The 17,765-nt window shown below is 52.2% G+C and carries 28 protein-coding genes; 4 read left to right on the top strand and 24 right to left on the bottom strand.

Annotation, left to right across the window (positions count from 1 at the left end):
- Positions 1-34 precede the first annotated feature (34 nt).
- On the top strand, positions 35-733 hold the full coding sequence (arsH, locus tag M2403_RS22565) for an arsenic resistance NADPH-dependent reductase ArsH (RefSeq protein ID WP_259231032.1): 699 nt from the start codon (positions 35-37) through the stop codon (positions 731-733).
- Between the two features lie 101 nt (positions 734-834).
- Here the strand turns inward: arsH and M2403_RS22560 are convergent, their stop codons facing one another.
- The 11 genes from M2403_RS22560 to M2403_RS22510 form a co-directional block, all read right to left on the bottom strand.
- Positions 835-1,293 (bottom strand): phage virion morphogenesis protein, encoded by a 459-nt coding sequence (locus M2403_RS22560; protein ID WP_259231031.1) that lies wholly within the window; start codon positions 1,291-1,293, stop codon positions 835-837.
- Positions 1,286-1,753, bottom strand: coding sequence for a phage tail protein (locus tag M2403_RS22555; protein WP_217152514.1), 468 nt, complete (start codon positions 1,751-1,753; stop codon positions 1,286-1,288). Before M2403_RS22555 ends, M2403_RS22560 begins: the two co-directional genes overlap by 8 nt.
- The gene (gene lysC, locus M2403_RS22550) at positions 1,716-1,964 is read right to left on the bottom strand and encodes an Rz1-like lysis system protein LysC (RefSeq protein WP_259231100.1); all 249 of its coding nucleotides are present in this window, start codon (positions 1,962-1,964) and stop codon (positions 1,716-1,718) included. Before lysC ends, M2403_RS22555 begins: the two co-directional genes overlap by 38 nt.
- Positions 1,849-2,274 carry an Rz-like lysis system protein LysB gene (gene lysB, locus M2403_RS22545; RefSeq protein WP_259231029.1) on the bottom strand — a complete coding sequence of 142 codons (426 nt, stop codon included), beginning with the start codon at positions 2,272-2,274 and terminating at the stop codon, positions 1,849-1,851. The genes lysC and lysB overlap by 116 nt, the downstream gene beginning before the upstream one ends.
- Positions 2,274-2,783 carry a lysozyme gene (locus tag M2403_RS22540; protein WP_259231027.1) on the bottom strand — a complete coding sequence of 170 codons (510 nt, stop codon included), beginning with the start codon at positions 2,781-2,783 and terminating at the stop codon, positions 2,274-2,276. Before M2403_RS22540 ends, lysB begins: the two co-directional genes overlap by 1 nt.
- On the bottom strand, positions 2,764-2,973 hold the full coding sequence (locus M2403_RS22535) for a phage holin family protein (protein WP_259231026.1): 210 nt from the start codon (positions 2,971-2,973) through the stop codon (positions 2,764-2,766). Before M2403_RS22535 ends, M2403_RS22540 begins: the two co-directional genes overlap by 20 nt.
- A 5-nt stretch (positions 2,974-2,978) precedes the next feature.
- Positions 2,979-3,182 carry a tail protein X gene (locus M2403_RS22530; protein WP_056779122.1) on the bottom strand — a complete coding sequence of 68 codons (204 nt, stop codon included), beginning with the start codon at positions 3,180-3,182 and terminating at the stop codon, positions 2,979-2,981.
- Entirely contained in the window at positions 3,182-3,655 is a 474-nt protein-coding gene (locus M2403_RS22525) for a head completion/stabilization protein (RefSeq protein ID WP_259231024.1), read from the bottom strand. The genes M2403_RS22530 and M2403_RS22525 overlap by 1 nt, the downstream gene beginning before the upstream one ends.
- A 94-nt stretch (positions 3,656-3,749) precedes the next feature.
- Positions 3,750-4,406, bottom strand: a complete 657-nt coding sequence (gene gpM / locus M2403_RS22520; RefSeq protein WP_259231022.1) for a phage terminase small subunit — start codon at positions 4,404-4,406, stop codon at positions 3,750-3,752.
- Between the two features lie 11 nt (positions 4,407-4,417).
- Positions 4,418-5,482: a phage major capsid protein, P2 family gene (locus M2403_RS22515; protein ID WP_259231021.1), complete on the bottom strand. Its 1,065-nt coding sequence runs from the start codon at positions 5,480-5,482 to the stop codon at positions 4,418-4,420.
- Positions 5,483-5,527: 45 nt separating this feature from the next.
- Positions 5,528-6,379 (bottom strand): GPO family capsid scaffolding protein, encoded by an 852-nt coding sequence (locus M2403_RS22510; RefSeq protein WP_259231020.1) that lies wholly within the window; start codon positions 6,377-6,379, stop codon positions 5,528-5,530.
- Positions 6,380-6,523: 144 nt separating this feature from the next.
- Between M2403_RS22510 and M2403_RS22505 the strand changes: the two genes are divergently transcribed.
- The 3 genes from M2403_RS22505 to M2403_RS22495 are packed head-to-tail and all read left to right on the top strand — an operon-like array spanning position 6,524 to position 9,493.
- Complete coding sequence (locus tag M2403_RS22505) at positions 6,524-8,290, top strand: terminase ATPase subunit family protein (RefSeq protein ID WP_259231019.1); 1,767 nt, start codon at positions 6,524-6,526, stop codon at positions 8,288-8,290.
- On the top strand, positions 8,290-8,469 hold the full coding sequence (locus tag M2403_RS22500) for a hypothetical protein (protein ID WP_259231017.1): 180 nt from the start codon (positions 8,290-8,292) through the stop codon (positions 8,467-8,469). The genes M2403_RS22505 and M2403_RS22500 overlap by 1 nt, the downstream gene beginning before the upstream one ends.
- Positions 8,462-9,493, top strand: a complete 1,032-nt coding sequence (locus tag M2403_RS22495; RefSeq protein WP_259231016.1) for a phage portal protein — start codon at positions 8,462-8,464, stop codon at positions 9,491-9,493. The genes M2403_RS22500 and M2403_RS22495 overlap by 8 nt, the downstream gene beginning before the upstream one ends.
- Positions 9,494-10,073: 580 nt before the next feature.
- Here the strand turns inward: M2403_RS22495 and M2403_RS22490 are convergent.
- The 13 genes from M2403_RS22490 to M2403_RS22430 all read right to left on the bottom strand — a co-directional run bounded on the left by M2403_RS22490 (position 10,074) and on the right by M2403_RS22430 (position 17,741).
- A complete protein-coding gene (locus M2403_RS22490) occupies positions 10,074-10,856 on the bottom strand; it encodes a hypothetical protein (protein ID WP_259231015.1) in 783 nt (260 codons plus the stop codon).
- Positions 10,857-10,865: 9 nt separating this feature from the next.
- Positions 10,866-11,075: a hypothetical protein gene (locus M2403_RS22485; protein WP_259231014.1), complete on the bottom strand. Its 210-nt coding sequence runs from the start codon at positions 11,073-11,075 to the stop codon at positions 10,866-10,868.
- Positions 11,076-11,327: 252 nt separating this feature from the next.
- A complete protein-coding gene (locus M2403_RS22480) occupies positions 11,328-11,486 on the bottom strand; it encodes a hypothetical protein (protein WP_259231013.1) in 159 nt (52 codons plus the stop codon).
- Between the two features lie 154 nt (positions 11,487-11,640).
- The gene (locus tag M2403_RS22475) at positions 11,641-11,940 is read right to left on the bottom strand and encodes a hypothetical protein (RefSeq protein ID WP_259231011.1); all 300 of its coding nucleotides are present in this window, start codon (positions 11,938-11,940) and stop codon (positions 11,641-11,643) included.
- Between the two features lie 74 nt (positions 11,941-12,014).
- Positions 12,015-14,267 (bottom strand): replication endonuclease, encoded by a 2,253-nt coding sequence (locus tag M2403_RS22470; RefSeq protein ID WP_259231010.1) that lies wholly within the window; start codon positions 14,265-14,267, stop codon positions 12,015-12,017.
- Between the two features lie 211 nt (positions 14,268-14,478).
- Positions 14,479-15,342, bottom strand: coding sequence for a Dam family site-specific DNA-(adenine-N6)-methyltransferase (locus M2403_RS22465; protein WP_259231009.1), 864 nt, complete (start codon positions 15,340-15,342; stop codon positions 14,479-14,481).
- Positions 15,343-15,421: 79 nt separating this feature from the next.
- A complete protein-coding gene (locus M2403_RS22460) occupies positions 15,422-15,646 on the bottom strand; it encodes a TraR/DksA family transcriptional regulator (RefSeq protein ID WP_259231008.1) in 225 nt (74 codons plus the stop codon).
- Positions 15,639-15,980, bottom strand: a complete 342-nt coding sequence (locus M2403_RS22455; protein ID WP_259231006.1) for a DUF5405 family protein — start codon at positions 15,978-15,980, stop codon at positions 15,639-15,641. Before M2403_RS22455 ends, M2403_RS22460 begins: the two co-directional genes overlap by 8 nt.
- Entirely contained in the window at positions 15,980-16,258 is a 279-nt protein-coding gene (locus tag M2403_RS24890; protein ID WP_310503651.1) for a DUF2732 family protein, read from the bottom strand. Before M2403_RS24890 ends, M2403_RS22455 begins: the two co-directional genes overlap by 1 nt.
- A 67-nt stretch (positions 16,259-16,325) precedes the next feature.
- Complete coding sequence (locus M2403_RS22445; protein ID WP_259231005.1) at positions 16,326-16,628, bottom strand: hypothetical protein; 303 nt, start codon at positions 16,626-16,628, stop codon at positions 16,326-16,328.
- A gap of 7 nt (positions 16,629-16,635) precedes the next feature.
- Entirely contained in the window at positions 16,636-16,806 is a 171-nt protein-coding gene (locus tag M2403_RS22440; protein ID WP_259231003.1) for a phage filamentation protein Fil family protein, read from the bottom strand.
- Between the two features lie 2 nt (positions 16,807-16,808).
- On the bottom strand, positions 16,809-17,315 hold the full coding sequence (locus tag M2403_RS22435) for a phage regulatory CII family protein (RefSeq protein ID WP_259231002.1): 507 nt from the start codon (positions 17,313-17,315) through the stop codon (positions 16,809-16,811).
- Positions 17,316-17,363: 48 nt separating this feature from the next.
- Positions 17,364-17,741, bottom strand: a complete 378-nt coding sequence (locus M2403_RS22430) for a Cro/Cl family transcriptional regulator (protein ID WP_259231001.1) — start codon at positions 17,739-17,741, stop codon at positions 17,364-17,366.
- Positions 17,742-17,765: the final 24 nt, after the last annotated feature.

Genomic DNA, 17,765 nt, shown 5'->3' with positions numbered 1-17,765 from the left:
TTTGAACATTATCGATTTTAGAGAGGAAGAAAAAATGGATCAGTTTCCAGCCCTGAATGCTGAGTGTTTCGACAGGCAGATCGCTGAGCGGCTTCAGCATCCGACACCACCACGTATCCTGATTCTGTATGGGTCAGTACGTGAACGTTCATACAGCCGTTTTGCTGCCGAGGAAGCGGGTCGATTGCTCATTGCTATGGGTGCTGAGGTCAAAACGTTTAACCCGTCCGGCTTGCCTCTGCCTGATGATGCACCAGAAACTCACCCTAAAGTGACGGAGCTGCGCGAACTGGTGAGATGGTGTGATGGCATGGTTTGGAGTTCCCCGGAGCGTCACGGGGCGATGAGCGCAATAATGAAGGCGCAAATTGACTGGATCCCTTTGTCAGAGGGCGCTGTTCGTCCTTCCCAGGGAAAAACGCTGGCGGTCATGCAGGTATGTGGGGGTTCTCAGTCCTTCAATGCCGTCAATCAGATGCGTATTCTGGGACGCTGGATGCGCATGTTCACCATCCCGAATCAGTCCTCCGTGGCGAGAGCCTGGCAGGAATTTGATGAAAACGGGCGAATGAAACCATCATCCTGGTATGACCGCATCGTGGATGTGGCAGAAGAGCTGTTCAAAATCACGCTGCTGCTGAAAGGTCATACGGAGTACCTTGCCGATCGTTACAGCGAACGCAAGGAAAGCCATCAGGAACTGTCAGCCCGCGTCAATCAGGAGAAAATATAGAGTTCCTTGTATCGTGAACCCATCCTGAGTGAACTCAACAACGTCCGCTCCTGGCACAGAGCTGCCTGTCAGATTAGATTTGGCTCTGTGCCGCAGTTATGTCAGGTGAAGTCTGAGCTAATAAGTTTTAGCAATTCATCTTCCACAATTTTCATATCCTCCGCGTCCAGTCCTAACAGCGGGCGCGCCGGATACTGCATTTCTTTTGCACGGACAGACGGGCGATCCCGCAGCCCGTACTGATGCACTTTCGCCATGCGCTGAACCTGGCCGGTAAATTCCACCACCGCGTCCTCAGCGGTGCCTTTGGCCTTCATGTATTTAGCCGTGCGCAGTTTGGCGAACATCTCCCGCTTAATGCGGCCTTTCTTTGCCCGCAGCGGCTGCGGGCGGCGCGGCGTGAAAGGCTGCCCCTCCGGCGTAACCTGCTGCTTAATACGCTGCTGCTGATGTTTGCGCAGACGCTTCGCAATGGTTGCCGCCATCGCCTTCCGGCTTTGCGGTGACAGCGCCGCAATCAGCCCCGCCAGGCGGGTATCAAACGCTGACAGCTCACTCATTCCACTGACTCACTAACTCGCCGTGCAGGTACAGTTCACGCGGCCTTTCCACCGGCTCCGGCAGTGGCGGTTCCGGAAAATGCTCCACGTACAGACCGGCATCAACCTGTTTCACGATCACGCGCTCTGTGAGCTGCACGTCAATCGCGATATCGTAGGAACCATCATCCAGCATATCAGCCTTGAATTTAAAGCCGGTCTGCTGCTTTTCCGGTGTCGCCATGATGTCCGGCTGGTTCTCACGCAGCCAGGCCAGGATTGGGACAATGATCAGATCGCAGTCCTGGGCAAAGTTGGTGATCAGCAGCTCGGTCTGATACTGGTATTCAAACGACAGCGAGCTGGCTAACGTGGAAACGATGCGCCCGTTATCCACAAACATCCGCAGGGTGTCGGGGCTGGTTTGCAGCACCGGCACGGCGTCAGTCAGGGCTTTTCGCAGCTGTGCGGGTTTTAACACGGTGTTCCTCCTGGCATTGTTTGACCGCTTCCACCTGGAGGCCGCAGGCGGTCAGCGCGGCCTCCAGGTTTCTGACGTCACTGCTTAAATCGCCGTTAGTGACCGGTTCGCTTGCCGGTATCGGGCAACTGGCTACCGCCGGACAGCCAACGTAAATAATCTGCGGCGCTGGCAAATGCGGGACGTTGGTGCATCCGGCTAATACCGTCAGGCAGGCGAGCGCTATACCAATCGCGCATTTCCTGATTTTCATTAAGTAACCTTTGAATGTCATATTCACGATCCCGCGCCTGCTGACTTGCCCGTGCGAGCTGGGTGCGCAGGCTTTGCTCCTGGCGTTCGCGCGTCACGGCCTCATCGCTCAGGCGGTTAATGGCGTTGTCGCGGCTTTCGATACCGGCGGACAGCGTGCCGATGATTAGCTGCGCCTGGTCGGCTTTTTCAGTCAGGCCGCCGATACGCCAGGTTTGCAGCCCCGCCAGCGCGCAGGCTGCCAGCAGTAAAACAATCACAATGCGCATCAGACACCCCGAAGGCAGTAGGCCAGCTCATTCGCGCGGCGGCGCTCCAGGCCGGTGACGCGCTCGCCCTTCACAAACACCCAGCGCGGCAACTGCTCGCAGGCGTCACGCCATCGCCCTTTGTTGATGAAAAACGCCAGTGTGGACTTGCACGCCGCCGTCACGCCGACGTTGAACGCGAACGACACCACGGCGTCGTACACCGGCTGCGGCATGGCAACCGGCATACAGCGCGCAATGCTTTTCTCCACCCGCATCACGTCTTCCATCAGATTCACGGCGGCCTGACGTTCGCTGATGTGCGTCTGCGGCTTCACGCCCGCCGTGTGCCCGATGCCGTTTGTCCAGACGCCCGCGCTGCACTGGTACGCCGACAGGCGGCAGCCTTCAAAATCAGCGATAAGTGCCAGACCGGCGGCGGACGTTTTCAACGTCGGCGTTTGTGGCAGCACTGCGGCAATCGCCAGGACAGCGGCGACGGCGCAGCGTCTAACGATTGATGGCTGCATTGATTTCCCCTCTCACGCCCATTTGTTTGAGCAGGCGGTAAGTTTTGCGCCTGTAGTACCAGTTCACCAGGAAGGTCGCGACGCCGACGCCTGCGCCCACCAGGAAGGCGATATCCTGCGGTGACATTGCGCCGAGCCAGGCTAGAAAAGCCGCGACGCAGTAACAGATAAACGAGGTGATGCGCTCCATGGTCATCAGTCCCAAAGTGAGACGGTTTCACTGACTGCGGCCTGAGTAATATCCGGCAGCTCCACCGCGTAGCCATGGGGCAATATTGCCCCGGCGGCAGCTAACCCAACGTTAGCCGCGTAAACCTGCTCAACCACCGATTCGGTGCGCCCGTAGTAACGCCAGCAGAGCGAATCCACGGTGTCGCCCTGTTCGGCAATGACTTTCATCAGAGCAGCCCGATGATGCAGTGAGACACACCGGCGACGTCGCTGATCGCATTTCTACCGTCACGCCATAAATCATCAACGGTGCTTTCGACAATCACGGCCTTTTTGCTGCCCGCGTCGGTGGTGTCGCTGTTCGGGTAACGCTCCGCCAGAAAGGCCGCCGCAATGGACGCCACGGCGCGTTGATAGGCACCGACCTTCACGCTTTCATCGTCAATCTGATCGGCGGGTACGTCTTCCAGCGTCTTAAATCCCTGGGACTTTTGCGCTTCGCGATAGCTGTACAGCTCGGCGTTTACCTCGGTCATGGCGAACTTCGCGGCGGCGCGCAGGCGCTTAGGCGTGACAGTGCCCTCCAGCCGCAGCGTGTCGCGCAGCTCAACCGGATCAACATCAGGCCAAAAATGGGTGTTCTTAATCGCGGGTTCCGTCGCGGCGTCCGGCTTTGGTGCAGGTATAACAAGAGACGACATGTTGACCTCTGAATGGGGGGCGGTGGACGCCAGCGTTGAACAGGGTCAAAGACCTGTCTCGGCTGGCGTGCCGCCCTGCGCGGGGCGCATTCTTTTAGCTGCCGGATGCCTTTCTGATGGCGGATTCCAGGCGCTCAATGTCTTTCTTAACGCCTGATTTGTTATCAAGAATTAAGGCATTTTTCAGGCGTTCCAGGGCTAACGCCTCCTTGCCGCCGTCGCGGTAGAGATAGCCGATAATCTTGTGCAGCTGGGCACGGACTTTATCGGGCATATCCTCGGCGTCGGTCAGCTCCAGCACTTCCAGCATCAGGTCAATGCTGACCGGTTCACCGGCGGCGCGGGCACGCGCCGCCTGCTCAATCACTTCCTCAGTGAAAGCGCAGCCCGCTGTACGGGTGCCAAACGGCATCGCCAGCCGGTGTTTAAAGGCGTAGCGGGCAATGTCCAGCGCACCGGCAATATCACCGGCATCAATACGCCAGATCATGACGGTCATCAGGATGGCATCCTGTGCGCCGTTCCCTCCGGCGAGTACGCCCGACACCCATGGGGCGTATTCCGGCAACAGCTTGCGTTTCAGTTCCGCTTTCGCCTGGAAGGACTGGAGTTTGTGCAGTGCCTGTTTATCCGCATTGAGCTTCTGCATTTGCAGTTCGTAGCCGGTGGCATGGGTCAGCTGACCGGCGGCCTGCTGTGCGGCGATGATGGCTGACTGTCGCAACATGTGACGACGGCAAGGGCTAATCATGACGTCCCCCTTTATTCCGCTGGTTTATCTGCGGTGGTTTTGAAGGTGCCGAGCTGAATGTTTTCGACCAGGCAGCCGCCGCGGTAATCTTCAACCACGAAATCCTCATTAATGGATTCGTAGTTTTCGATGCGGTCACGCTTTGGCACTTCTTCAATGTGACGGCGGTGCGTACCGTCCTGCCAGTAGATGGACAGGTTATCCAGGCGGGTGATCATGAAGGCATTGGCAGGGAAGCCAGGTACACGCACCGCCGGTAAGTTACCGATGCGTTTCTGGCTGATAATCATATCCGCCGCCAGGCTTTCCGAGTTCTCCTGAGCCTTGTTCACCAGCGGGAAATACTTGTCTGCCAGCAGCTGACGGCCGCAGATCACCACCAGTCCGGTATCATCCTGATAAATCGGGTCAACCATATTGTTGGTGGCATCCATCACCAGCGCGTCGAGGTTCTCAAAGTCGCCCCCGGCACCGACGCGGACAGTCGCGGAAATCACGGCGTCATCCTCACCGAGAATTTTGCTCATCACGCGCTCCGGCGCATTGTTGCGGTACTTTTGCAGCCAGCCCACGTTCACGTCCTGCAACAGCGGGTTTTTGGTGCGGTTTGATGTCGCCGCACGCTCAACACCGTTAAAGCCGATGGTGATGCGATCCAGCGCCTGGCGTTTCACGATGGCATCACGTAAACGCGCCTGGAAATCCTGATAGCGTGCCCAGAGATCGAGCGTGGCGTAACGGAAATGGAAATCGTAGTTCGTCTGGCGGCACTCATAACCCTCAGCGGTCAGGGTATTAAAATCAGCCGTCTGACGTTCGCCGGTGCCGCTGGTGTCTGCGGTGCTGGCAATGGAACCGGACACGCCGACGCCGACCTTTTCACCCTTCATTTCATCCACCGGAATGATGTTAATCATCTGCAGGAAGGCGGAAGATTCCTGCACGCGGGTCATCAGCGTCTGCGTCACCGACGGCTCCACGCTGAATTTTTTATCCAGGTCGCCGGTGTCAACCGAGTTCAGCTCGGCAATGCGGGACAGGTAGGCGTTAAATTGAAAGCGGGTTGTTTGTTTCATGCGTTTTTTTCCAAATGGGTTAACGGTTAATCGCGAGCGCAGTGCTTAGCAGTCGGTGAAATGGGCTGCATCACCCTTGCCGCCGCCGCTTGAAACAGGGCGCTGCGTGTAGTTCTGCGGCGCGGATTTCTCCAGCTTGCCTTTGAGCGTGCTGAACTGTTCGCGGTCATCTTTTGCGGTTTGCTCCAGCGCGTTCAGGCGTTGTGTCACGGTGTTTTCCAGCGCGGACAGCTTTTCATCCGTGTCTTTCATGCCGGTTTCAACGTGCGCAACCACCACTTCAACCGCGTCATGGACGTCTTTAAAACGGGCATCGTCTGAGGTGGATTTGCTGGACAGCAGCTGTTTCACACGCGTGAACAGCGACGGCGCAGCCGGTTTCTCTTCCTCAAACTCGAACGCCGTTTCTTCGGCGGCGGTAAAGAGGTTTCCGGCATCTTGTTTGCGGCCAGCCAGCGGGTTTTGCTGTGCCTTCGCGCTGAATTGCAGGTACTCGGTGCCGAGGCTGGCGGGGCTGTCGGTCACGGCCAGGCCGATCAGGTAGGCTTTGCCGGTGTCGGAAAACGAGGGGTTCACTTCGATGGAGGTGTAAACCTTCTGGCGGGCTTTCACCATTGACACTAAATCAGGCGTCGGGTCGATATCGGCATACAGTGCCAGCTTGCCTTTCAGGGCACCGTCCGCCACTTCATCGGCGTAAACGCCGGTGACATCGCCGTACATACGAAACGCACTGTCAGGGAAATAGCCCTTGATGTGCTCCATGTTGATGCGCGCGCCGTAGACCTTCGGGTCATAGGTCGCGGCCATCTGTTCGATCCAGTCGCGGGTAATTTCGCGGCCGTCGGTGGTTGCCCCTTCGGTACAGATACGAAAGCGCTTTGTTGCTTTTGCCATTTGTCGGACTCCAGTCGGTGTGTACTTCTGAGAACCCCAAGTTTCCAGACACACGCCCGACACCGCTAGCCGATGCGGGTTGATGCTCGATGGCACAACGTGGACAGCAGGAAAATCAGCAGGCCGCTCGTTAACGTGGCAGTCATGAAAATGACAAACTCAACCATCATCAGCGACCCACGGCGACAGGCGGCACTGCTTTACTGGCAGGGTTTTTCAGTGCGTCAAATTGCGGAACTGCTGACCCAAAAAATACCGACAGTGCAGAGCTGGAAAACACGCGACGCCTGGGATAACGCCGCGCCCATTTCACGCGTGGAATCCAGCCTGGAAGCACGGTTGATTCAGCTCACCACCAAAGACGTGAAAGGGAATGCGGATTACAAAGAAATGGAGGCGTTAGGCCGGTTAATGGAACGCCTGGCAAGGGTGAACCGCTACAGCCAGAGCGGAAACGAGGTGGATTTAAATCCCAACGTCGCCAACCGGAACAAAGGGGAACGTAAGAAGCCAACTAAGAACTATTTCAGCGACGAAGCCCTGGAAAAGCTGGAGGATATTTTCCTTGCCCAGTGCTTCCAGTATCAGCGCGTGTGGTACGACGCGGGGCTTAAACATCGTATCCGCGACATCCTCAAATCCCGCCAGATTGGTGCGACGTTCTTCTTTGCCCGCGAGGCGTTACTGCGCGCCCTGGCAACCGGCCACAACCAGATTTTTCTGTCGGCCAGTAAAACCCAGGCTTATGTGTTCCGTGAGTACATCATTCAGTTTGCGCGCCTGGCCGGTGTTGAGCTGACCGGCGACCCGATTGTGATCGGCAACAACGGCGCAAAGCTGATTTTCTTAGGCACCAACTCCAACACCGCACAAAGCCATAACGGCGACCTGTACGTGGATGAAATCTTTTGGATCCCCAACTTCCAGAAGCTGCGCAAGGTCGCCAGCGGAATGGCATCGCAGGAACATTTGCGCACCACCTATTTTTCCACGCCGTCGGCACTGACGCACGGTGCTTACCCGTTCTGGTCAGGCGAGCTGTTCAACAAAGGGCGGGAAGATCGCAACGACCGGATTGAGCTGGATATCAGCCATCACGCCCTGGCGAAAGGACAGCTTTGCGGCGACGGGCAGTGGCGGCAAATCGTCACGATTGAGGATGCCTTAGCCGGTGGTTGCAACCTGTTCAACATCGACACGCTGAAACAGGAAAACAGCGCGGAGGATTTCCGCAACCTGTTCATGTGTGAATTTGTAGACGACCAGGCGTCGGTTTTCCCGTTCGCCGAGCTGCAACGCTGCATGGTGGAGAGTGCGGAGGAATGGGAGGATTTCAGCCCGTTCGCGACGCGTCCGTTTGGTTATCGCGCCGTCTGGATTGGTTATGACCCGTCGCACACCGGCGACAGTGCAGGCTGTGCCGTGCTGGCTCCGCCGCTGGTGGACGGCGGCAAATTCCGCGTACTGGAACGCCACCAGTGGAAGGGTATGGATTTTGCCGCCCAGGCGAAAAGCATTGAGGAATTAACAAAACGCTACTGCGTGGAATATATCGGCATTGATGCCACCGGCATCGGTCAGGGCGTTTTCCAGCTTGTCCGGCAGTTCTTCCCCGCCGCGATGGAAATCCGCTATAGCCCGGAAACCAAAACGAAAATGGTACTGAAAGCGAAGGACACCATCACGTCCGGACGCCTGGAGTACGACACCAACCACAAAGACATCACGTCGTCATTCATGGCGATCCGCAAAACCATGACCGCCAGCGGCAGCCGCTCCACCTACGAGGCCAGCCGCAGCGAGGAAGCCAGCCACGCCGATGTCGCCTGGGCAATCATGCACGCACTGCTCAATGAACCACTGACCGCCGCCAGCGGCGGCCAAAGCCCTAACATCCTGGAGTTTTACTAATGAAAACCACCCACATCAGCAGCCACGTCGCCCCACAAAAAAACGTCTGGACGGGCAAGGATAATTCCAGCGAGCCGCATCGCCTGAAACATCAGCCGTCAGCGGATGAATTCCGTGCGCAATACCAGGGCGGCGCGCACATCAACCACCCACACCCAAAAGGTGAACAACGTGGCTAAGCGCAAATTCCGCAAGGCGGCACAAAGCACGGTCACGGCAACGGCGCAGCAGACCAGCGGCGCGGAGGCGTTCAGCTTTGGCGACCCGACGCCAGTTTTAGACCGTCGTGAAATTCTGGATTACATCGAATGTATCGGTAACGGCCAGTGGTACGAGCCGCCGGTTAGCTTTGACGGACTGGCTCGCACGCTGCGGGCAGCGGTTCACCATAGCTCGTCACTGTACGTAAAGCGTAATATTCTGGCCTCGACCTTTGTCCCGCATCCACTGTTATCACAGCAGGAATTCAGCCGGTTTGCCCTGGATTACCTGGTGTTCGGGAATGCGTTTTTAGAAGTGATCCGCAACCAGCTCGGCGACGCCGTAGTGATGAAAACCGTACCCGCCAAATATGCGCGGCGCGGCGTGGAGCCAGATACCTACTGGTTTGTGCAGCAATGGAAAGAAGCGCACCTGTTTGAAACGGGCAGCGTATTTCATCTAATTGAGCCGGATATTAATCAGGAGCTGTACGGCCTGCCGGAATATCTCAGCGCCCTGAATTCTGCCTGGCTGAATGAGGCCGCCACGCTTTTCCGCCGCAAGTACTATCAGAACGGCGCGCACGCCGGATATATCCTGTACATGACTGACGCGGCACAAAGCAGCTCGGATATCGATCAGATGCGCAAAGCGATGCGGGACACGAAAGGCCTGGGCAACTTCCGGAATCTTTTCATGTACGCCCCAAACGGCAAGCCAGACGGGATCAAGATTTTGCCGCTGAGTGAAGTCGCCACCAAAGACGATTTCTTTAACATCAAGAAAGCCAGTCAGAATGATTTGCTGTGCGCGCACCGCGTGCCGCCGCAGATGATGGGCATTATTCCGGAGAACAGCGGCGGGTTTGGTGATTCGGTTAAGGCATCGCAGGTGTTTGTCCGGAACGAGCTGACGCCGTTGCAGGAACGTTTCAAAGAATTAAATGCCTGGTTTGGGAGTGAGGTAATCAAATTTACATCATATGAGTTGACGCCAGAATAAAACAATAAGCCCTGTGCTGCGGGGCTTTATCGCATATTACCGTTCAGAATAGACGTTCCTCCACTCCTCGCCGTGTATCTCATAGGCGCAACTCCACGCATCACCACAGCTTTCAAATATGCGCGCAGGGTTGCGCACCCACCCCGTTTTCCATTTGTGCCGAAGGATCTCAAAACCACCCTCAACAGGATGAAGAAGGAAAGTATTGTCCGTGCAGATTTTAAAATCTTTTTGGGGGATTTCTTCGCCTGGCTCCATAAACACGAATAACGCCCCGATCTTTATCATTCTCACCTGCAACCTCCCGTCATCCGAGCGCCTCAGAGCCACGCAGAGCGCGCCCGCCTGAAACCTCACCAAATCCCGCCGAATATGAGAAAACGCCCCTGCGCGCTGCTGGCTGCGTCGTTTTCGTGGTTCTGCACCTCGGCGCGCGCAATGTTACCCGCCTGCCCGCTTCTGACTTAGCTCAACGTTTTTAATGCATTACTCAGATCGTCCCTAAGCACAGCCATAGGGACGATCAGGCGTTTTTTGATCCTTACGGGATCATGCAAAACAATGCACGTAACGCATGCTATCAAGGGAGGGGGTCTTCTTTCACTGAAAACGCGTCAAAAGATTTATAGGTTGATGTATCAAAGAGAGAAATGGCTTCTACCTGATCCATAGGTACTACGTGCCTAAAATGTTGAAGGTTTAATGGATCCGAATCAGCTGTGATGTTTTTATCAAGGTAGAGTTCATAGTAGCGGTGCTGTTCGTGATAACGAAGAGTATCTTTATCTCTGTATCCACTGATATAGGGGATTAACGCAAGGTGTTGAGTATGGGAGTGTTCTATTCTAGGCGCCGCGACATACCCGATATAAACCTTTCGAGATTTGAGCGTGACGAAGATTAATTTACCTTCATCAATGGCTTGAACGAGCAGTGCTTCAATACCGTCCATTGCAGCCATTTCTCTATACGCTAGCAGTCTTTCCTTTTCATCTTGCATTTTTTGTTTAGCGTTATTGCCTGCTGCGAAGGCAAAAAGACAAGCAAGACCTAGGGAAAGAACAAAACTCCACGGATAGGACATTACATTTTTATCAGTCAGCCACCAATAAAGGTTTTTATATTCATATACATCTGCCCAAAATAGATGTGGAATCGAGATAATCAGGCTGATAAAAAAAAGTAAGGCGTATAAAGCTAAAACAGTAAAAAATCCCTGAACAACGAACTTGCATCCATGCATTGCTACTGAAAAATAAGATGTCCAACCATTTGTTCTGGCGTGGCGTATGCGGGACTGGTAATGATTTTCCGTGTACCAAAACCCGCATACCAAAACGACCATTATGACTAGTGGTCCCATCGATTTTCCTTATCGTCTGTTCGCCAACTCTTCCATACGAGCACGCATAGAGTTACGAACTTGCTGATTTTCCATGTTCAGCGTGGCATTACCATTTGTATCAGTAATGATTTTACTGTCGTTCGATTGCTTGATTTCCGAACTAATCACGCTTTGCATGACTTCACTTGGCGCTGACAGGATCTTAGCTATGTTACGTCGGCTAAATAGAGTAGTCATAAACCCTCCTCGGTGTTACCAGCCTCTGATGAGGTGTGAATATTGCCTGTTGTTTTTATAATTTGATTATAGGTTAACGCTGAATAATAAGCGCGTATTGAGGTTTGTTATCTACCTTGTTTCATAGCCCCTTGCAATGAAAACCGGCAGGCTAAATGATTACTTTACACACAACACTACATATTGTGTCTTATGCAGTTATTGACAACTATTTTCTTTCACAGTTGCTTAAATCATTAAAGCAACTGTAATTCAATCGTGGCCACTATGTTCTATCATCGTGTCAGCAAGGTCTGAAATCATTTCAAGGACCATATTCTGTTCGTCGATGTTGCATTGAGCAGAACGCGCAATATCAGCCATAAGCCGGATTTTTATCAGAGCAATTTTTAGCTCATGCGAGGAATCCATTACTCACTCCTGATTTATGACTACTGTTTATGTATACAGTACTATAAATTTGTTAGGGGACAATTTCCATAAAAATCTGCTAGTTATTTTTTAAATTATTGACTCAGTGAGTGAAATTTCTTGTTGATTGCACGCAAATTTTTACAAAGCTCACTCATTTCAGAAGAAGGCTGATGACCAAGGCCACGATTGAGACGAGTAACGCTATTACTGAGATAAACAAACTCACTGCTGTAAGCCATATAGACAACATTACATGCATGCCAGAACGGTAAAACTCCTTCATATCAACAATCTCCTTGGCAGCAAATTTGGGATCGGTGTTGTTAGGGTAACTCTCCTGGAAAGCCTTAATAGCTCTTATGTTTACTTCATGCGTGAACATACCGTTCCAAGTTTCAGCACCGTTCATAATTTTTAAAATAACCCACCGTTGAAACTTTATAAATTTCATACTATTAAATCTCCATCGCTATGATTTTTGACTGATTGCAATAGCAACACTTTGCTGTCTTTGAACAACCCATATTACAACCTTTTATTGAATTCAGCCCAATCCGGCAGCGGTTCAAAACTCATAACCTGATCCCCAAAGCTGAATTTCGCCCCACGGCTTAGCGCCTCCAGTTCCCAACGTTCCGCTATGATGCTGTGCTTCCTCAATTCGCTCTCAATTTGCGGCAGGCGTGCCCGTTCTTCGGTCGTCAATCTTGCCGACGGGGCAATATCACGGCCTTTTGTCGGGTCAAAACTTCGCTGCGCCTTGCTGACTCTCGGTGTTTCCTCCCTTATTCGCGCCACAATCGCCCTCACGGCGGCAGTGTCTGACCAGTCAATAACTCGCAGGTTGTCAGAAGTGGACGCTGTAGGCGCGCTCCCAGCCTGGCTATCACGCCAATTTGTAGCCGGTTTAATTACACCTAACCCACAGTTATTGACAGGACTCCGAGGCGCGCCGGAGGCGCTTTTTAAGGTCAAAACCTCAACGTCAACGGCAGAAGAAACGATCCGCCATTGTGTTGTACGGGTTTCATAAACACGGGAGTCGCCGAGGTGAGGCGCGAAAATACCGACAACCTTTTTCACTTCCTCATCGTATGCGTTCAGCTCATCAGCCACTCGGCGGGCTACACGCACAGTCTGATCGTCGCGAGGCACATTAGCGCCGCCCTGGGCTGACATGTACGCCATAAAATCACCGGCATCAGCAGCAGCGCGGACAGCCTCCACTTCTTCGTCAAAGGTTTCGGTCAGACTGATGGAGCGGATACGGCGACACTCACGGTATGAGCCCATGGTTGGCAGGCCGATAGGGTGAAACTGAGGAATGCGCCAGGTAGCAGCCCAGGCAGTAACAGCGGCGGCGGAATCTGTCAGCAGCTCGCCGGTTTCGTGGTCGCGTTCGCCTTCCAGTGCATAACCGTCAATGTTCTTTGCAATATATTTAGCAATGTAGCCAGCCGCGCCGCCACGGTTCAGGTGCTTACAGTCAAAGCGATTTTTAGCAGCGCCACGCTCGTCACCATCTTCTTTCATGGCGTATTTGCGCATGATATCGATCACCGGCTGACGCATGGCGGGCTTAGTGAATAACATCATATGCCAGTGCGGCGTCGCGTCGTGGTGTGGTTCCACTACCCGCATACCGTATACAGACAAATCGTTATCTTTAAACGCGGTGCGCATTTTGCTCCAGATGCCGCACAGATAACGCTGCGCATCTTTCGGGGTAAAGGCTTCCTTGTCCCAAGAGTGATTTCGCTGGACGCGTTTTTTATCGCCCTTGCCGACCATGCGGGTCGGGTGATATTTAGAAGGAGTGGTGATGGTCAGGAACATCCCAACGTCACCATTTGCGGCAGCATATTTTTCGGTGCCGGCGATCGTGCTCATTAACTCCATGCGACGGATTTCAGGGTTTGAAATGCTCGCCATCACTTTGTCGATCAGACTGAAACGCTCGCCGGTTTCGATGTTCTCCAGGTCGCAGCTTTTCAGGTAGTCGAGATTAGACAGACGGCGCGCACGTACTTCACGGATAGCCTGCTTACTGGCATAGGGAGAGGCGTCACGGTTTACTTTGCCGATGGCGATCAGCAAAGACTCACGCCAGCGGGTGCGCTGGCCTTTCAACTGACTTATCCACCAATCCGGATTTACCAGCCGTGACATACCGGCGATTGCGGAAACTGCATCTAATTTCCCTTTGCAGTATTTCTTCCAGTACATCGGCGCGACGTTGAAAGCGCGAGCCATTCCGGCGATTTCACCGTACAGGTGGCCTTGCGTGAAAGCTGAGAAAAGCGCTGTATTATCTCCGCCATTTTCTTCCAGCAATTGATCGCAATAGTCTTCATAGATTTCTTTCAGTTGTCCGGCGATATCCTGTGCGAACCGGCGCAGCGGTTTATCGCTCATGCTCGGCAGGCCGTGATACGTGTCCGCCTCCGACATGAATTTTATGGACGCATGAAGATTCATTTCATGCGCTGAATTGACGGCATCCACACGCGGCAGAATGCTGCGCCCAAGGGTATAAACCAGGTATTTATTGGCGGCGTGGATACCCTGGGTTTTCAGCAGATGCGAATGGCGGCCTGTGAAAATTTCCCGCAAGTCAGTAGAGAGGGCTTTTATTTTGATTAAAACAGCTTGCCCCTGATCGTATTCATCACGGGTAAGCAGTCTTTCCAGGCCAGAAACGGCCTGACGTGGTTTGTTCCAGGAAAACGCCCAGACTTCGGGCGTTTTAATCTGCGGAGTGAAGCGGCTTAAAATCACTTCACCTCCGACTTTTTGCAGCCCTGGAAAACGTTATAAGCTTCCTTGCGACACATTCCACAAGTTACATCGCCAATGAAAAGATCGGACCACTCTCCAGCATCGCACCACCCGCAAAGCGTAGCGTGGTTAATTCCTACAAGATGGTTAAGCCCGGCGCCGTCTACCGCACGGCTTCCCGATTCATCTTTCATACGGATCACAAATGCCATTAATCAGTCCCTTCCGTTTCTTCTTCACAAACCAGAGGGAGGTATTGCGGATTTTTAGGGGTGATTTTGGCGATGATTTCAGGGGCTGTTTTAATACTACCGGCAGCCGCACCAACTGAACGCGGCGCATCAAAAGAGGCAATTTTAAATTTCCCGTAGAGGCCACGCGCTTCACGGGTATCCGCATTTGATGCGATCACGGGATAGCTACGCTCAGCCAGTACGAGCAAGTTGGCACTCAGTTGCTCATGCTCAAGCTTGCCAAAACAGGCAGCGGCATAGCCGGTAAAATTTGCAGTTGAAGAAGCAGGAAGATATGGAGGATCACAATAAATAACATCACCAGGAAGAACCATCGCCAGCGCTTCATCAAAAGAACAGCAGATGAAAGTTGCTCGTTTCGCTTTTTCTGCGAATGCACGGATTTCTTTTTCAGGGAAATATGGGGCTTTATACTTACCATATGGAGAATTAAATCCGCCAGACCGGTTATATCGGCAAAGTCCGTTAAAACAGTGGCGGTTTAAATAAAGAAACATTACCGCACGTTCTTCGCTGGCAGATGAAAGATTGAAATCTGCACGCACGATATAGAAATCTTCTGCACTATTGCACAATTCGAAAAATTTTCTTGCGTAAGCAATAAAACGCTCTGGGTTTAATTTTATATTCTGATAAAGGTTAATTAAATCAGGATTAATATCCGCAATAAGATACTCCTCATAATCAGTATTCATCATCACAGCACAGGAACCCGCAAACGGCTCAACCAGGCGGCGGCCTGCTGGCAGATGTTGTTTTAAAATATCCATGATGCGGATTTTAGAACCCGCCCATTTCAGCACAGTGCGCACTTGTTCCATTACATGCCGCCTTTCATATCAATAAAGAAATAACCGGCGGCATTAACCGCCAGGATAAGAACAGCCACGGATAAACTGATCATTGATTGCCTCGATAATGCTTAGCGTTGAGTTCAGCCAATTCTTTGCAATACACGCACAGCTCAACACCTGGCAGAGCTGCGCGGCGTTCTTCGGGAATAGGTCGGTCACAGTCCAGACAGAACATTGCAGAAATGCCCGCAACTGGTGTGCGAGCGGCGTAGATTTGGGCAGCCAAAATCAGGTCTGCGCGTTCCTGGGCGTTGTCGATAACATCAGCCATTTGCCACCTCCGGCTGTTGCAGTTTCACCAGGGCAGCAAACACCAGATCAGCAGCTCGGTTGTACTCATTGCGCATCGCTGTTGCGCTAGTGATTTTCTTAGCCCATATAGCGCGGTCAACGCAGCGGTTGATGAATTCGGTAGCGAGGGAAAACCTCAACTGAAACACGGCCAGCGTGGAGCAATACTGCGTGTGGGTTTCTTTATCCGTCTTAATTTCAGCCAGAATCAGATCACCGTTCTTTTTAGGAATGATGGTGAATGCCAGATCGATATCAATGCGGCTCGCCATGGCTTCCGCCATTTCTGGCGTGGCTTCTTCATGCTTCATCATTAGTGCAGGTCTCCCGATTCGTTTTGAACGCGTGTAGCTTCCTGGCGTAATGCCTCGGCAGCTTCGATTCCTGTCATTTCGTTCTGAATGATGAAGCAGGCGATAGCTTCCAGACGTGCGGCAAACACCTGTGCACGATTACCGCGCTCGTCATTACGTGCAGCATTGAGCATCAGAGTCAGATCAGGAGAGTAATCGCCCTCCGGTGAAGCCAGATCAACGCCGATAATTGCTGAACCAGCAAAACCGAATCGGGATTTATTAATCATTTCTTTCATATATAGAACTCCTGTTTTTGGGCAAAAGAATGCCCGGCGGGTTTACGCCTGTTAATTTCAATTTGGATTAATGTTTAATATTTATTTTGCAATCATCTTTACTGATAAATTTCGGCAGTGATTCAGTCAAACCAATAAAAGAATTCAGCGCCGCAACCACTTGATGCCTTTCGGTAGGTGTTAATTCTGCAAACTTCATTTCAACATGGCGACTTTTCAGGCCAGCGTGAAAGCAGATTGTTTTGCGCATATGTAGCGGCTGACTATCAAATGTTTCCTGCGCTACATTCTTTTTGTGTTCCAACATCTCTTTAATTTTAGAAAGATGCTTTATACCGATTTGAATATGTTCTTCATTTCCTAAAAACATAACCACCTCAACTAAACAGGCGCTTTAAAAGCGGCTTTGCATTTCTCACCGCCTGCGGGGCAGTGGCTTTTGACTGTGAAGGATTCCAACGCTTTCCGCCTGGTAGCTCAATGCAACCGTGACCGAAATGGCGTGAAGGGCTTTGCTGTTTTAGTAATGGAGCAATTGAAATCACCATGTTCAAACCATCCCGTTAGTGGCAACGCTGGCAACAGCACCAACAACGGAAGCCAAAGCGGGCGATGCTTCAACGCGCCCCTGCATGGCTAAACCGATTAGCGAAAGATGGCGAATGCCAGCATTAACACTTTCGATAATTGAGTTTTTAACCTGACGGGATTGACGTTCTGGTGAAACGGCGCTATTTGCGAGAGCACCCACGGCAGCAGCTGCGTGCAAAGTATAATTTGCAATATTGCCGTCTGATAATTCATTAACCGGAACCGCTGGCATGCATTGTAATTGAGCCAAAAGGCCATCAAGTAAAGTAGGGTCTTCTGTTAAATCTGTAAGACTTAGAAGTTCCTGACAGCTTAAGTTGTGAGCCTGGTCTGGATTAAGCTTATTTCTCAAAACCTGCGCACTAACACCCATTTTGTTAGCTAAATCTGTAACGTTATGTTTTTTAACGAAAGAGACGCAAGCTAAATCAAAATGCGGTTGTTTGGATTCACGGTAATCAAACATGACAACCTCCGGTAATTCTTGAATACTCAAGATTAATTAAACGCGTTATTAACGAATGTACTTACAGTCTTTAGCTTGCTGATGCTGCTTAGCACGCCAGGCTGTCATGTTGATAAGAGTGCGTGATCTGCTGACACCACTTTTTTTAGAGGCGCGAATTTTAGAGGCGTCTTTAGTCGGTGCCGGTAACAAAATGCCATCTTCCAGCCATTGCCATACAAGCCGCTCACTGATTCCGACGGATGTAGCAAAGTCGCTGACAGTCACTGATTCAGCAGTATTGATACCAACCGAGCGAGACAGACTAGGCAATAAAGCTTCAACCAAAGCTGGAACAAGCAAAGAAACAAGCTGGTTTAACTGCGGTATTGAAGAAGGGATTTCTTGAGGTTGAACGGGTGAGTGCGTTGCAATTTGTAGTGTCATATCGCATTATCTCCGGTTATGTGT

This window comes from Rahnella sp. BIGb0603 (assembly GCF_024808755.1).
Classification (GTDB): Bacteria; Pseudomonadota; Gammaproteobacteria; order Enterobacterales; family Enterobacteriaceae; genus Rahnella; species Rahnella contaminans.
This window is presented reverse-complemented; position numbering and strand designations above follow the sequence as displayed.